The 14,812-nt window shown below is 61.7% G+C and carries 15 protein-coding genes, 1 tRNA gene and 1 pseudogene; 7 read left to right on the forward strand and 10 right to left on the reverse strand.

Annotation, left to right across the window (positions count from 1 at the left end; all coding sequences use genetic code 11):
* Positions 1 to 55: 55 nt before the first annotated feature.
* From lolA to cysG, 5 genes are read left to right on the forward strand one after another with little or no spacing between them, the layout of a single operon-like run.
* Positions 56 to 679: an outer membrane lipoprotein chaperone LolA gene (lolA, locus tag KI243_RS10695; RefSeq protein WP_017123855.1), complete on the forward strand. Its 624-nt coding sequence runs from the start codon at positions 56 to 58 to the stop codon at positions 677 to 679.
* A gap of 19 nt (positions 680 to 698) precedes the next feature.
* On the forward strand, positions 699 to 2,024 hold the full coding sequence (locus KI243_RS10700; RefSeq protein ID WP_177118297.1) for a replication-associated recombination protein A: 1,326 nt from the start codon (positions 699 to 701) through the stop codon (positions 2,022 to 2,024).
* Positions 2,021 to 2,395, forward strand: a complete 375-nt coding sequence (gene crcB, locus KI243_RS10705; RefSeq protein ID WP_017123857.1) for a fluoride efflux transporter CrcB — start codon at positions 2,021 to 2,023, stop codon at positions 2,393 to 2,395. The genes KI243_RS10700 and crcB overlap by 4 nt, the downstream gene beginning before the upstream one ends.
* A gap of 16 nt (positions 2,396 to 2,411) precedes the next feature.
* Entirely contained in the window at positions 2,412 to 3,692 is a 1,281-nt protein-coding gene (gene serS / locus KI243_RS10710; RefSeq protein ID WP_177088264.1) for a serine--tRNA ligase, read from the forward strand.
* Positions 3,692 to 5,086 (forward strand): siroheme synthase CysG, encoded by a 1,395-nt coding sequence (cysG, locus tag KI243_RS10715; RefSeq protein ID WP_177130281.1) that lies wholly within the window; start codon positions 3,692 to 3,694, stop codon positions 5,084 to 5,086. Before serS ends, cysG begins: the two co-directional genes overlap by 1 nt.
* Positions 5,087 to 5,245: 159 nt before the next feature.
* On the opposite strand, the gene KI243_RS10720 is transcribed toward cysG, so the two are convergent.
* From KI243_RS10720 to KI243_RS10750, 7 genes and pseudogenes are all read right to left on the reverse strand, one after another.
* The gene (locus KI243_RS10720) at positions 5,246 to 6,244 is read right to left on the reverse strand and encodes a glutathione S-transferase family protein (RefSeq protein WP_017123860.1); all 999 of its coding nucleotides are present in this window, start codon (positions 6,242 to 6,244) and stop codon (positions 5,246 to 5,248) included.
* A gap of 88 nt (positions 6,245 to 6,332) precedes the next feature.
* The gene (locus KI243_RS10725; RefSeq protein WP_212810790.1) at positions 6,333 to 7,334 is read right to left on the reverse strand and encodes a glycosyl transferase family protein; all 1,002 of its coding nucleotides are present in this window, start codon (positions 7,332 to 7,334) and stop codon (positions 6,333 to 6,335) included.
* Complete coding sequence (locus KI243_RS10730) at positions 7,331 to 7,666, reverse strand: TusE/DsrC/DsvC family sulfur relay protein (RefSeq protein WP_017123862.1); 336 nt, start codon at positions 7,664 to 7,666, stop codon at positions 7,331 to 7,333. Before KI243_RS10730 ends, KI243_RS10725 begins: the two co-directional genes overlap by 4 nt.
* The gene (gene tusB / locus KI243_RS10735; RefSeq protein WP_017123863.1) at positions 7,663 to 7,962 is read right to left on the reverse strand and encodes a sulfurtransferase complex subunit TusB; all 300 of its coding nucleotides are present in this window, start codon (positions 7,960 to 7,962) and stop codon (positions 7,663 to 7,665) included. The genes KI243_RS10730 and tusB overlap by 4 nt, the downstream gene beginning before the upstream one ends.
* The gene (tusC, locus tag KI243_RS10740; RefSeq protein WP_017123864.1) at positions 7,962 to 8,324 is read right to left on the reverse strand and encodes a sulfurtransferase complex subunit TusC; all 363 of its coding nucleotides are present in this window, start codon (positions 8,322 to 8,324) and stop codon (positions 7,962 to 7,964) included. Before tusC ends, tusB begins: the two co-directional genes overlap by 1 nt.
* 1 nt (position 8,325) lies before the next feature.
* A pseudogene (tusD, locus tag KI243_RS10745) lies at positions 8,326 to 8,717 on the reverse strand (sulfurtransferase complex subunit TusD).
* Between the two features lie 111 nt (positions 8,718 to 8,828).
* A complete protein-coding gene (locus KI243_RS10750; protein ID WP_177066249.1) occupies positions 8,829 to 9,500 on the reverse strand; it encodes a Bax inhibitor-1/YccA family protein in 672 nt (223 codons plus the stop codon).
* Between the two features lie 122 nt (positions 9,501 to 9,622).
* Here KI243_RS10750 and KI243_RS10755 point away from each other — a divergent pair.
* A tRNA-Ser gene (locus KI243_RS10755) sits at positions 9,623 to 9,710 on the forward strand.
* A gap of 107 nt (positions 9,711 to 9,817) precedes the next feature.
* Here the strand turns inward: KI243_RS10755 and KI243_RS10760 are convergent.
* From KI243_RS10760 to KI243_RS10770, 3 genes are all read right to left on the reverse strand, one after another.
* Positions 9,818 to 10,078: a hypothetical protein gene (locus KI243_RS10760; protein WP_177088272.1), complete on the reverse strand. Its 261-nt coding sequence runs from the start codon at positions 10,076 to 10,078 to the stop codon at positions 9,818 to 9,820.
* Positions 10,079 to 10,291: 213 nt separating this feature from the next.
* Entirely contained in the window at positions 10,292 to 11,692 is a 1,401-nt protein-coding gene (locus KI243_RS10765) for a glycerophosphodiester phosphodiesterase family protein (protein WP_212810791.1), read from the reverse strand.
* A gap of 272 nt (positions 11,693 to 11,964) precedes the next feature.
* On the reverse strand, positions 11,965 to 13,569 hold the full coding sequence (locus tag KI243_RS10770; protein ID WP_212810792.1) for a tyrosinase family protein: 1,605 nt from the start codon (positions 13,567 to 13,569) through the stop codon (positions 11,965 to 11,967).
* Positions 13,570 to 13,767: 198 nt separating this feature from the next.
* Between KI243_RS10770 and KI243_RS10775 the strand changes: the two genes are divergently transcribed.
* Positions 13,768 to 14,700 (forward strand): class I SAM-dependent methyltransferase, encoded by a 933-nt coding sequence (locus tag KI243_RS10775; protein WP_177118303.1) that lies wholly within the window; start codon positions 13,768 to 13,770, stop codon positions 14,698 to 14,700.
* The last annotated feature ends 112 nt before the right edge of the window (positions 14,701 to 14,812 follow it).

The following is a 14,812-nucleotide window of genomic DNA, read 5'->3' on the forward strand; positions in this document are numbered from 1 at the left end:
TGTGCCGCGTGAGGTCACGCGGCATGCCTTTCAAACGAATTCCATGAGGACTCCCATGCGTCTTATCCGCATGCTGTTGTTGCCGGTTCTGGCGTTGACCACCTTGTCGGCCCATGCCGACCAGAAGGATGTGGCGCGCCTGACACAGTTGCTCGAAAAGTCTCAGACCCTGACGGCGCGGTTCTCCCAGCTGACCCTGGATGGCAGCGGCACCCAGTTGCAGGAAACCGCCGGTGAGATGTCCCTGCAGCGCCCGGGCCTGTTCTACTGGCACACCGATGCGCCCCAGGAACAGACCATGATCTCCGATGGCCAGAAGGTCACCCTGTGGGACCCGGACCTGGAACAGGTGACCATCAAGAAGCTTGACCTGCGCCTGACCCAGACCCCGGCCCTGCTGTTGTCCGGTGATGTGTCGAAGATCAGCGAAAGCTTCGATATCAGCGCCAAGGAAGCTGGCGGCGTGATCGACTTCATTCTCAAGCCGAAAACCAAGGACACTCTGTTCGACAGCCTGCGCCTGTCGTTCCGCAACGGCCTGGTCAATGACATGCAACTGATCGACAGCGTCGGCCAGCGTACCAACCTGCTGTTCACCGGGGTCAAGGCCAACGAGCCGATTGCGGCTTCCAAGTTCAAGTTCGACATCCCCAAGGGCGCTGACGTCATCCAGGAATAAGAGGTTTCAAACGCAGCCCATGGACCTGTTTAGCCGTGCCCCGATCGCTCAGCCCCTGGCCGCCCGTCTGCGGGCGACCAACCTGGATGAGTACGTCGGCCAGGAACACCTGCTGGCCCGGGGCAAGCCGTTGCGCGAAGCCCTGGAGCAGGGCGCGCTGCATTCGATGATCTTCTGGGGCCCGCCAGGGGTGGGCAAGACCACCCTGGCGCGGTTGCTGGCGGAAGTCTCGGATGCACACTTCGAAACCGTGTCGGCGGTGTTGGCCGGGGTCAAGGAGATCCGTCAGGCGGTGGAAGTCGCCAAGCAGCAGGCCGGGCAGTACGGCAAGCGCACCATCCTGTTTGTCGACGAAGTCCATCGGTTCAACAAATCCCAGCAGGATGCCTTCCTGCCTTATGTCGAGGACGGCACGCTGATCTTTATCGGCGCCACCACCGAAAACCCGTCGTTCGAACTCAACAACGCGCTGTTGTCCCGGGCCCGTGTCTATGTGCTCAAGAGCCTCGACGAAGCCGCCCTGAACAAGCTGGTGCAGCGGGCGCTGACGGAAGAACGTGGCTTGGGCAAGCGTCAGCTGAGCCTGGGCGACGAAGGCTTCAAGATGCTGTTGTCGGCGGCGGACGGCGATGGCCGGCGCCTGCTCAACCTGCTGGAAAACGCCTCCGACCTGGCCGAGGACGGCAGCGAGATCGGCGTCGAACTGCTGCAAAGCCTGCTGGGCGATACCCGGCGGCGTTTCGACAAGGGGGGCGAGGCCTTCTACGACCAGATTTCCGCCTTGCACAAATCGGTACGCGGCTCCAACCCGGACGGCGCGCTCTACTGGTTCGCGCGGATGCTCGACGGCGGTTGCGATCCGCTGTACCTGGCGCGGCGCGTGGTGCGCATGGCCAGCGAGGATATCGGCAATGCCGACCCGCGGGCGTTGAGCCTGTGCCTGGCGGCCTGGGATGTGCAGGAACGGCTTGGCAGCCCCGAAGGCGAGCTGGCGGTGGCCCAGGCCATTACCTACCTGGCCTGCGCGCCGAAAAGCAACGCGGTGTACATGGGCTTCAAGGCCGCCATGCGTAGCGCCGCCGAGCACGGTTCGCTGGAAGTGCCGCTGCACTTGCGCAATGCCCCGACCAAGCTGATGAAACAGCTGGGTTATGGCGACGAGTACCGTTATGCCCATGACGAGCCCGACGCCTATGCGGCCGGCGAAGACTACTTTCCCGAAGAACTCGAACCGCAACCCTTCTACCAGCCGGTCCCGCGTGGCCTGGAACTGAAGATCGGCGAAAAGCTCAACCATCTTGCCGCGCTCGATCGCAAAAGCCCGAAACAACGGAGAAAGACTTGATTCGTACCGTACTTGCCGTGTCCGTCGCCGGTATCGTCGGCACCCTGGTGCGCTTTGCCACGGGCAATCTGATCAACGCCAATTGGCCGAAGCACTTCTATACCGCGACGTTGGCCGTTAATATCGTGGGCTGCCTGGTGATTGGCGTGCTCTACGGCCTGTTTTTGCTGCGCCCCGAGGTCCCGGTTGAAATCCGCGCCGGCCTGATCGTGGGGTTTGTCGGCGGCCTGACCACATTTTCATCCTTTTCACTGGATACGGTGCGCCTGCTGGAAAGCGGGCAGGGCCTCCTGGCCATGGGCTATGTGGCCCTCAGCGTATTCGGCGGGCTGCTCGCGACCTGGGCCGGCCTGTCCTTGACCAAACTCTGAATAACGAGAAACCGACATGCTCGATTCCAAACTGTTACGTAGCAACCTCCAGGACGTAGCGGATCGTCTGGCCTCCCGTGGCTTCAGCCTCGATGTTGCCCGCATCGAAGAGCTGGAAAGCCAGCGCAAGGTGGTGCAGACCCGCACCGAACAATTGCAGGCTGAGCGCAATGCGGTTTCCAAAAGTATCGGCCAGGCCAAGCAGCGCGGCGAAGACATCGCGCCGTTGATGGCCAGTGTCGAAACCATGGGTTCCGAGTTGAGCGAAGGCAAGGTGGCGCTGGATGCCATCCAGTCCGAGCTGGACCAGATCCTGCTGGGTATCCCGAACCTGCCCCACGAGTCCGTGCCGGTCGGCGCCGATGAGGACGGCAACGTCGAAGTGCGCCGCTGGGGCACGCCGACCGCCTTCGATTTCCCGATCCAGGACCACGTCGCCCTGGGCGAGAAGTTCGGCTGGCTGGATTTCGAAACCGCCGCCAAGCTGTCCGGTGCGCGTTTCGCCCTGCTGCGTGGGCCGATTGCCCGGCTGCACCGCGCACTCGCGCAGTTCATGATCAACCTGCACACCAGCGAACACGGCTACGAAGAGGCCTACACGCCTTATCTGGTCCAGGCACCTGCGTTGCAGGGCACCGGCCAGTTGCCGAAGTTCGAGGAAGACCTGTTCAAGATCTCCCGCGAAGGCGAGGCCGATCTGTACCTGATCCCGACCGCCGAAGTGTCGCTGACCAATATCGTCTCCGGCGAGATCATCGATGCCAAACAACTGCCGTTGAAGTTCGTGGCGCACACGCCATGCTTCCGCAGCGAGGCCGGTGCTTCTGGCCGTGACACCCGCGGGATGATCCGCCAGCACCAGTTCGACAAGGTCGAGATGGTCCAGATCGTCGAGCCGTCGACCTCCATGCAAGCCCTGGAAAGCCTGACCGCCAACGCCGAGAAGGTCCTGCAACTGCTGGAACTGCCTTACCGCGTCCTGGCCCTGTGCACCGGCGACATGGGCTTCAGTGCCGTGAAGACCTATGACCTGGAAGTGTGGGTGCCGAGCCAGGACAAATACCGCGAGATCTCGTCGTGCTCCAACTGCGGCGACTTCCAGGCCCGGCGCATGCAGGCGCGTTTCCGTAACCCGGAAACCGGCAAGCCCGAGCTGCTCCACACCCTGAACGGTTCCGGCCTGGCCGTGGGTCGCACACTGGTGGCCGTGCTGGAAAACTACCAGCAGGCTGACGGTTCGATCCGTGTGCCTGAAGTGCTCAAGCCCTACATGGGCGGCCTCGAGGTCATCGGCTGATGGAGTTCCTGCCGCTGTTTCACAACCTGCGCGGCAGCCGTGTGCTGGTCGTCGGCGGCGGGGAGATTGCCTTGCGCAAGTCCCGCCTGCTGGCCGATGCCGGCGCGGTGCTGCGGGTGGTCGCTCCCGAGATCGAGAGCCAGTTGAGTGAGTTGATCAGTGGCAGTGGCGGCGAAATGCTGCTGCGCGGTTATGGCGAATCCGACCTGGACGGTTGTGTGCTTATCATTGCCGCCACCGACGACGAGTCGCTCAATGCCCAGGTCTCCGCCGACGCTCATCGGCGTTGCGTGCCGGTCAATGTGGTGGATGCGCCGGCCTTGTGCAGCGTGATCTTCCCGGCCATTGTCGACCGTTCGCCACTGGTGATCGCGGTTTCCAGCGGCGGCGATGCGCCGGTGCTGGCGCGGTTGATCCGGGCCAAGATGGAAACCTGGATTCCTTCGACCTATGGCCAGCTGGCCGGGTTGGCGGCGCGTTTCCGGACCCAGGTGAAAACCCTGTTTCCCGGCGTGCAGCAACGCCGCGCATTCTGGGAAGACGTGTTCCAGGGGCCGATTGCCGACCGGCAGTTGGCCGGGCAGGGTGCCGAGGCCGAGCGCCTGTTGCTGGAGAAGATCAATGGCGCGGCCCCCAATGCGTCAGGCGAAGTGTATCTGGTGGGCGCGGGGCCGGGTGATCCCGACCTGTTGACCTTCCGCGCGCTGCGCCTGATGCAGCAGGCCGACGTGGTGCTCTACGACCGCCTGGTCGCCCCGGCGATTCTCGAGCTGTGCCGGCGTGATGCCGACCGTATCTATGTCGGCAAGCGTCGCGCCGATCATGCCGTGCCCCAGGACCAGATCAACCAGCAACTGGTGGATCTGGCGAAGCAGGGCAAGCGGGTGCTGCGTCTGAAGGGCGGTGATCCGTTCATCTTCGGGCGCGGCGGCGAAGAGATCGAGGAACTGGCGGCTCACGGCATTCCTTTCCAGGTGGTGCCAGGGATCACGGCGGCCAGCGGTTGCTCGGCCTATGCCGGGATTCCGCTGACGCACCGCGACTATGCGCAGTCCGTGCGCTTTGTCACCGGTCACCTGAAGGATGGCAGCACCGACCTGCCGTGGGTCGACCTGGTGGCACCGGCACAGACCCTGGTGTTCTACATGGGCCTGGTGGGGTTGCCGATCATCTGCGAACAGCTGATCAAGCATGGTCGTTCGGCGGACACGCCGGCGGCCCTGATCCAGCAGGGCACCACGTCGAATCAGCGGGTATTCACCGGCACGCTGGCCAATCTGCCGCAACTGGTGGCGGAGCATGAAGTCCATGCCCCGACGCTGGTGATTGTCGGCGAAGTGGTTCAGTTGCGCGAGAAGCTGGCCTGGTTCGAAGGTGCGCAATCGCAGGTGTGACACCGATTTGCGATTGATGCCAATCCCAACTGTGGGAGTCAGGCTCGACGACATCTGCGGTGAACACCGCACCAATGTGGGAGCTGGCTTGCCGGCGATGGGCCCTCGAGGACGCCATCGCCGGCAAGCCAGCTCCCACAGGTTTTCGCGTTGCGTCCGTCAGCCTTTCCAGACGCCACGTCCTGCCAACCGCTCACGATCATGTTCTGCCATGAAATCCTGCGCCGGTCCCTTGGGCACGATCCCCGTGGGATTGATGGTGCGATGACTGGCGTAGTAGTGCCCCTTGATATGGGCAAATTCCACCGTCCCGGCCACCCCCGGCCACTGATACAGCTCGCGCAGCCAGTTCGACAGGTTCGGATAGTCGGCAATGCGCCGCAGATTGCATTTGAAGTGTCCGTGGTAGACCGCATCGAAACGAATCAGCGTGGTGAACAGGCGCACATCGGCCTCGGTCAGGTACTCGCCCGCCAGGTAACGGTTTTCCGCCAGATGTCGTTCCAGATGGTCGAGCTCGGCAAACACATCGTCGAACGCGGTTTCGTAGGCCTCCTGTGAAGTCGCGAAGCCGGCCCGGTAGACGCCATTGTTCACCGCCGGGTAGATCCGTTCGTTCCAGCTGTCGATCAACCCGCGCAAGGTTTCGGGGTAGAAGTCCAGCCGGTTGCCGGTCAGCCCGTCGAACGCGCTGTTGAACATGCGGATGATCTCCGCCGACTCGTTGCTGACGATGCGCTGCAGCTTTTTGTCCCATAGCACCGGCACGGTCACGCGTCCGGTGTAGTCGGCGGTGTCAGCGGTATAACGCTGGTGCATGAAGGCAAGGTTATCGAGTTGATCGCCGCTGGAGCCATGCTCCCGGTCGAAGGTCCAACCGTTTTCCAGCATCAGCCAACTGACCACCGAGACGCCGACCAGCGCTTCCAGGCCCTTGAGCTTGCGCAGGATCAGGGTGCGATGGGCCCAGGGGCAGGCCAGGGAGACATACAGGTGATAGCGCCCGGCCTCGGCGGCAAAACCGCCTTCGCCACTGGGGCCCGGTTTGCCGTCGGCGGTGACCCAGTGACGGCGTTGCGCCTGCTCGCGCTGGAAGGCGCCGTCCTTGCTGCTTTCATACCACTGGTCATGCCAGCGGCCTTCGATCAAGAGACCCATCGGAAACTCCTCGGCAGATGTGCGTTGGAGTCCAGTCTAAAGTGATTCGTTCGAAGAAATAGCGCAAATCCCCGGGGTGAATGATCGACTAAATCGATCTATCGCGGGCATCCCAGTACCGTCGCGCCTGTTCGAAGGCTTGTTCGCGAGGCAGGCCAAGACCGCGCAGGGCCAGGGCCATGGTCGACAGCAGGGCCAGTTGCGGATAGCTGTCTTCGACGTCGCCGCGCCATAGCGCCTTGAGGTGCTCGGGTTCCAGCGTCGCCGGTTTGACATGGCGCTGCTCGGACAGGGCGGGCCATTCTTCATCCCAGCTTTCGCCGTTGGCCGTCCCGTAGAGATGGCTGGGGCTGTCGGGATTGACCTCGATCTCACCACCGTCGCCCTTGATCACAATGGCCGTATCGCCCAACAGGCCACTGGCATCGCGATGCACGGCCTGGTAGCCGGGATGGAAAATGCTTTGCAGGCCGCAGCGGGCGCCCAGCGGATTGAGAATACGCGCCAGGGAGTGGATCGGCGAGCGCAGGCCCAGGGTATTGCGCAGGTCGATCATCCGCTGCAATTGCGGCGCCCAGTCACCCAGGGGAAAAAAGGCGATATTGCCGCTGGCCAGGGCCTGTTCGACGGCCTGCCAGTCGCGGCACAACGGAATCTGCAGGGTGTCCAGCAAGTGCTCGGTGTACAGCCGGCCCGCGGTATGGGCGCCACCGCCGTGCATGAGGATCTTCACGCCGTTCTGGGCCAGGCACTTGGCGGCCAGCAGGTACCAGGGCAGGTGGCGCTTCTTGCCGGCGTAGGTCGGCCAGTCCAAGTCGATCGGCAGGGTCGGCGCATTGAGTCGCTCGCGCAGGGCCTCGGTGAAACCGGCCAGTTCCTCCGGGCTTTCTTCCTTGTGGCGCAGCAGCATCAGGAAGGCGCCGAGCTGGGTGTCCTCGACCTTCTCGTCGAGCAGCATGCCCATGGCTTCGCGGGCTTCCTCGCGGGTCAGGTTGCGGGCGCCGCGCTTGCCCTTGCCGAGAATTCGCACGAAGGGCGCAAACGGGTGTTCGGCGGGCGTTTCGGTGATCAGGGGGGCAGGGTTGGTCATAGACAATTCGTCGGCTTGGGCAGGCCCGCCAGCTTGGCGGCGAGTTTGGCGGGAGTGCCGTTGAACAGGCGGTTGAGGTGCAGGCTGTTGCCTTTTTCGGCACCCAGTTTCAAGGCGGTGTACTTGATCAGCGGGCGCGTGGCCGGCGACAGGTCGAACTCCTGGTAGAAACCGCGCAGCAACTCGAGAATCTCCCAGTGCTCGGCGCTCAGCTCGATGGTTTCCCGGGCGGCGAGGGCGCTGGCGACCTCGGGCGACCAATCGCTCAGCTCCACCAGGTAGCCGTCCTTGTCCAGCGCGATGTCCTGGCCGTTCACAGTCAGGGTGTTCATAGCCAGGTATTGACCTTGTCGTAGCGGACCGACAGCTCGACGAATCCCGGATAGTCCACGCGCGTGGCCCAGTCCGGGCATTCCAGGCCGCGGGCCAGCAGGTCTTCGTCGAGCGCGAACAGGCGCAGCTCGGCGGCACGTTCTTCCAGGGCTTCGAGTGGCAGGCTGCGCGGTTGCAAGGCGTAGACCGCGTCACCGGTGAGCAACAGCGCATCTTCGCTACCCAGCAGGCGCAGGCAACTGCCCAGGCGGCTGTCGGTAAACGGGGAGTGAGACAACACATGCAAGGTCGACATCAGAGCGTGATCACCTGGTCATAACGATTAACGAGGGCGACGATTTCTTCGGCCGTGAGCAGGCTCAGGTCCTCGCCGGCGACCTGGCTGGCAAAGAGCCCCCGGTCGGCCAGGCTGTCGCGACAGGCGTACAGGTCTTCGACGCCGAACAGTGACAGCGCCTGGAGGTTGGCGGTCAGGTCTTTCTGCTGCAGGGCCTTGGCGTTCTGCCCGGACGTCAGCTGGAACACCCCGTCATCCATGAACAGCAGGCCGATGGGCAGGTCGAAGGCGCCACCGGCCAGCACGATATCCAGCGCTTCGCGGGCGCCCGGCCCGGACCACGGTGCCTGACGGCTGATAATCAACAGGGACTTGGGCATTTCAAGGCCCTCCGAAACAGATCAGTCGGTCGGCGGCCTGCACGGCATCGTGCAATTGCCCCAGCCCGGAGAGTTCCCAGGGGCCGCCCAGGTTCACCGCCGCGCGTTGGTAGCGCTGGGCTTCTTCACTGTTGAGTACGCCACGTCGCAGCGCCGCGGCGATGCAGACCACGCCGTCGAGCTGGTGCTCACTGACGAAGGCGGCCCAGTCTTGCGGCAGGTCCTGTTCGTCCTGGGGGTGACCACATTGCTCGACGCGCTGTGCACGCCATCCTGGTAAAAGAACAGCCGCACAATCTCATGTCCACCGGCGAGCACTGCCTGGGCGAACAGCAGGGCGCGGCGGGAAGAGGGCGCGTGGGGCGCGGAAAACAGCGCAATGGCAAACTTCATGGGGGACTCTGTCAGCAAATCTGCCGTCATGATAAGGCCAGAAACGCCAGGAAGCTAAATCGCCGACAACAAAAAGCCCGCCGAAGCGGGCTTTTTGCCTGAGCGGTGCGATCAGTCGTCGCGACCCATGATGCCGAAGATCTGCAACAGGCTGATAAACAGGTTGTAGATCGATACATACAGGCTGATGGTCGCCATGATGTAGTTGCGCTCGCCGCCATGGATGATGGCGCTGGTCTGGAACAGGATGCAGACCGAGGAGAACAGCACGAAACCGGCGCTGATCGCCAGCTGCAAGCCGCTGATGTTGAAGAAGATGCTGGCCAGCATTGCGCCCAGCAGGACGAAGAAGCCGGCGGTGATGAAGCCGCTGAGGAAGCTCATGTCCTTGCGGGTGATCAGCACATAGGCCGACAGGCCGCCGAAGACCAGGGCGGTCATGGCGAATGCCGAGCTGACCACTTCAGCGCCGCCCTGCATGCCCAGGTAGCGGTTGAGGATAGGGCCGAGCAGGAAGCCCATGAAACCGGTCAGGGCGAAGGCGGACACCAGGCCCCAGGCCGAGTCGCGCAGCTTGTTGGTGAGGAAGAACAGCCCGTAGAAGCCGATCAGCACGACGAAGATGTTCGGGTAGCCGACACGCATCTGCTGGGCGACGAAAGCCATCACGCCACTGAAGGCCAGGGTGAGGGCCAGAAGGCTGTAAGTGTTGCGCAGGACGCGGCTAACCTCTAGCTGCTCAGCCTGCACGCTGTTGTTAACGGCGTAATCCTGTTCGCGCATGGCGAAACTCCTTCGGGTTTGAAATGTTCAGTCGCAAAGATCATAACAGAGGCTCTGTAACAAGCTATCACGAGAGTTTGACAGTGTGTTTCATTACGGTATTATGGCGCCCGCAATGCATAGGAGGTGTGGCCGAGTGGTTTAAGGCAGCAGTCTTGAAAACTGCCGACTGTAACAGGTCCCAGAGTTCGAATCTCTGCGCCTCCGCCATACTACACACCACAAAGCCCCGATAATTCGGGGCTTTGTCGTTTCTGGGGCGGGCATTGTCCAATCAGCAGGTAACGCCCGCGTTCGGCAGCCGGGGTACGGCCTCGTCATTCAGTCCGGACCCGTTCCTGCTTCTTCCTGGCAGCCGCCTCCGCGGCAAGGCACTCCAGTGCAAACTGCTCGGTGTAGGTCATCTGAATGGGGGTGGTTTCGCCCTTGACGGTTCTTTCGCCATCAAGGATGTATCGGATGCGCTTGTCGGTCACTCCGATGCGTTTGGCAATCCAGGATGGTGTTTGTCCGATACGCGAAATCAACTTGTCGGCATATTCGGTGGAAGGGTTGTAGCGCTCTGCGTTGGGTGTCATGTGACGTCCGGGTAAAAGTGGGGCCGCGATGCCTGGGTAGATGCGACACGGTGCACCAATTATCCGATGGTGTCGCGACCTTGATGAAGCACCACATTCCTTGTGTCTGCGCACCATGGGCAGCCCGCACGGAAAAACCTGCCTTTCTCCGAACGTCCCCCATGAAGGCGGGACGGGAATGAGCACCCATCAGCAGGGGCGGAGTCGCGTCGTTTAACGCGCGACCTCCTTGAGATAGAGCTTGCGGGCAGCGAATGCGGTCGGCGTGAAGTCTGTAAATACGCCATCGACACCGGCTCGGAAAAAGGCCAGGTATTCCGCCGTTGGGTCGCCCTTGTAGGCACCTGCCAGGTATTTCGCTTCGTTGCGGAAGGTGAATATATGGACGAACAGATTGGCCTTGTGAGCATCGCTGATCAGGTTGGTCGGCTTGAGGGTGTCGGCCTTGTCCAGGCCGGCGTCGGACGATGCCCCCCCGGCGACGGTGAGGGCCATTGCCTGTGGCTTCCACGGACCGATACCGTCGGCGTAGGTCCTGACCTCGGCCAAGCCTGCCGGCGTCAGCATCGCCCCGAAGGAGCGTGGGTCGCCTGCTACGGTCCAGCTGTAGGGGCGGCCGCTGACGAACGTGTTGGGTTTGTCCGTGATGAAAATGGTTTCGCCCGTCTTGAAGTTGACGCCGTTTCCATCGACCAGTTGAACTGCCCTGGATTTCAGGCCGATGGAGCGCAGGTATTTCAGGCTGGCCGGGTCAAAGCTTTGCACAAAGACCGGGGCTTCCTTGCGATTGAGATCGTTGTCGTCGAGGGCTTTGAGGATCGCCTTCTCGAACGGACGGCTGCCCGGTGCGCCGCAACCATTGGCAATGGCCTGGGCGTTGTTCCAGATCGGGTTTTTACTTTCCGGATAGACCGTAATGACACGACCCGTCGCTGCGCTTTCAGCCTTTGCAATATCGATCACGTCCTGAAAACTCAAGATCGGCAACTTGCCGTTCAATTCGCTTGGGCGCTGGTCGCGGGCATCGTACGTGGTGCCGCCGATCCACTGCCGCAGTTCGGCCATGGTGAAATCGCTGATTGACCAGTCGTTGGTATGGTCTTCGCCATCAACGACCAAGGATTTCAGGACTGATTTCGGATCCTTGGGATCGGTCAGGTCACTCAGGTAGCGGGATGGGCCATTTTCTGCCGTGGCAGGGTAGCTGACGTTGACCAGCACACCTGGAACCGTGCGCTTGCGGCGGGCAACTTCGGCGTTCGTCCTGGCGACTTCGCTGATGTTGGTGTTGTCGCTCAACCACGGATTGTGTCGAGCCACCAGGACGCAGTCCCGGGTCATGTGCAGGTCCAGTTCGAGCGAATCTGCGCCCGCCTCGGCGGCCTTCTCGTAGGAGGCTCGCGTTTCTTCCGGATACAGGCCTGGCAGGCCACGATGCCCGATGATCAGCGGTGCTGCACCGTCAAGGGTCTTGAACGAAGCCGCGGCGGTGGATCCGGTGCCGGGCGAGTGCTCGTTCGTACTGTTACAGGCACTCATCAACAGGCCGCATCCAACAACGATAAAGCGGGCAAGACACTTTGTGGCAAGGGGCAGGCCTGGGTGAGTATGCATGTGCAGTCCTTCAAGAGGGCAAGAGCGGTGATCTCCAACGGTACTGCAGGCGCGTGACGAAATCATGGCGGGACCGGTACGACCGGTGAGGTCTTTGTTACCTGGGATTCATCGGGGGAGGCGTCGTGGGCCTGGATAAAGTACGTCGCAGTTGCCGAGCGTTACCCACTGGAAAAAACGACACCAACCGCGTCGGAGTAGGGCCGGTCAGGCGCAGCGACCGAAGATTGCCTTCGGCCGTCGCGCCAGGGGTGGGCAGGGCCCGCCCTGGATCAGTAGGTTTCCAGCTGGAACGGCGTGTCCGCGACGGCGTTGCCGGTGCTCAGCAGGTCCGCGGTCTTCGGCCGTTTCAGGACCTTGTCGCGTGTCTGCACTTGCACCTCGATGCTGCTGTCTTCAATGGCCGAGTTGTCGGCGTTGAGGGGCAGCTTGAAGGTGGCCGTGGCTTCCAGGTGCGTCTGGCAGTTCATGCACCCTTCGACGTGCCAGCGACTGAGCACCGGTTGGGTCCCCAGGTACTCGCGCTTGCCATCGACTTCGGCGTAGGCCGAGATCAGGAACGAACCACGGATTTTCGCCCGGTTGATACGGCTGACCCGCAGCGTCTTGCCGGCGGGTTGCACGGCCTCGGCCTTGAACAGCAACTGCTTGGCGGGCTGGGCGTAGGCATCCAGGGAACCCTTGCCATAGACGTAGCCCAGTTGCTTCTCGATATTGATGCAGTCACGGGTGGTGAAGGCTTTGCCGTCAGCCTTGACGAAGGGATCCAGGGAGGTGTCCAGGCCCAATATGGCGTCTGGATCCCGGCCCGCGTCGCCCGCCGGAGGTTGCGCGTCTTTGTAGCCGGCTCCGGGGTCCGTGGGGTCGATGCTGAACTCATCGGTGGCCCCTTGCCGACGCTGCCAGGTCCAGAACACGTAGTCGATAAAACAGTGGTGGAAGAAGAACACCGGGTCCAGGCCGGCGGTTTCGTTCTCGCCCATATCGCCGTTGGCTCCCGGAATCGCCGAGCTGTCGCCCGCGCCCGGATAGTCGAAACCGCCGACCGCCAGGTGCATGAAGTTGTGTGGCTCCTCCAGTGACACATGGTGGGGCCCCGTCGGGTCTGCCTTGTTCTTCGCGCCTGCCGAAGTCGTGTTGGAGAACAGGGTGTAGTCAGGGGCATCGAGGCAGCTTTCGAAGCGACTGAACACCTCGCCGCGCCACTTGCCTCCGATCTTGATCTTGCCACTCAGCCAGGTGCTGACGTTTTCATTGAGGTAGGTGGTGTTTTTCTTCGGGTCCTTGAACTGGGCGTTGTGCAATGCGGTGGCCGCGCGGTCCGCGTCGGTGCCTACCAGCCCGGACAGCGGATAGCGCACGGTCTCGTAGCCTTCGGGCTTGCTGTAGATGATGGGGTTGTCCTTTGTCACCGGGAGCTCATCGGTGATGGCCTGCGGAAACACGAAGGAGCGCAGCGGGTTGTCGATCTTCTGCCCGTTGATCACGAAGGATTCCTGGGTCAGGGCCGAAGGAAGACCGTTTTCCCGCGAATGCTCGCTGCATTCATCCCAGAACGGCAGGGTGACGTTGCTACATCCGGGAATACTGCGCAATGCCTCTTCCAGGCGCCAGAGATAGGCGCGGTGCCAACTCGGGAAGAGCACCGTGCCGTGCTGGCAGTAGCCGCCCCACCATTTGGCGTCGGTCTTGCCTTTACCACGGAACGGCTCGCCATGCAGGCCGCCGATGGAGAAGAAGGAGTTGGGGTGGCTGGCGGGAAGATCCTTGATGCCTTTCCAGGCGAGGATCAGGGCTTCAAGTTCATCTTTCTTGCCGTGGTCATAGTCGTACTGGATATCACTGAGAGAACGGCGTACACGCGGGGTGGATGACATGGTGACCTCCTTGTTGCCGGGTATCCCGAAAAACTTCGGGGGACTACTGCCTGATGCAGCATATCCGGGATCTGGCAACGTGCCAGTATGGGCGCCAAACGGTCATGGATAGGTTAGATTGACGGGTCCAAGGCACGCGGATTTCCCGCATGCACGGTCAGTGTGTGCTGATAATCAACGTGGGCAGGAGTTGCGCCAGTGGTCAATGTGACGGATAAGGAGTTCAACGCAGCGTTGCCGGTCATGCAAAAGCTGCTATGGGCCGATCAGAAAGACAGGGAGCGGTTGCAGGGGCATGCGCTCAACATCATTCCCGCCAATTTCTACTCCAACACGCCTTCGATTTCCGAGACGCTGGGTTCCTACGAATACAGTGAGCCGGATCCTCCGTATCTGGCCTGTGGGATATTCGATCAGCAGAAGCTGCGCATGGAGCTCGCCGAGCTGGTTCCCTATGCGGCCGATTTTTCCCCTGTGGAAGCCGGGAACGAGGAGACGTGCACCGCGTACTTCTGGAAAAACAGCCAGTTTTCCTACAGTGATGCCATGTCCTATTACGCTTACGTCAGGCGTATCCGGCCCCGGCGCATCGTGGAAATCGGCAGCGGGTTTTCATCATTGATTGCCCTTGAGGCGCTGCGGAAAAATGGCGCGGGCACGCTGAGTTGCATCGAGCCCTTTCCGAGGTCTTTCATCGCCTCGCTTGGCCGTGAAGGGGCACTCGACTTGCAGGTGCAACGTGCCCAGGACATCACCATAGAGGCATTGAACGCCACTCTGGAAGATGGCGATATCCTGTTTATCGACTCCACGCATACGGTAAAGACCGGCAGTGATTGCCTGCACATCTACCTTCGGTTGCTGCCCCGAATCACCCGGAAAATATTCGTGCATGTTCACGATGTCTTTCTTCCATTCGGCCTGCCGCAGCGCTGGCTGATCGATCACCAGATCTATTGGACGGAGCAATATCTTCTCCTGGCGCTGTTGATTGATAACCCGCGGGCCAGGTTGTTGTTTGGCAGTGCCTACCACAAGCATTTCAATGCCGATCTGTTGGACAGCCTCATGCACGGTCGCTATGAAAGTGGCGGTGGCAGTTTCTGGTTCGAATACGATGGGCGCAAATAGGATCATCAAACGCTCTGCCCGCAAGCCACCGGAGACTTGAATACGTCCGGCGGCAACAGACAGCACATATCTGCAATTCCTGTCGTCCAGCGACGGGGATAGTGACGCAGGT

It is taken from the genome of Pseudomonas sp. Ost2, assembly GCF_018326065.1.
In the GTDB taxonomy this organism is placed as follows: domain Bacteria; phylum Pseudomonadota; class Gammaproteobacteria; order Pseudomonadales; family Pseudomonadaceae; genus Aquipseudomonas; species Aquipseudomonas gingeri.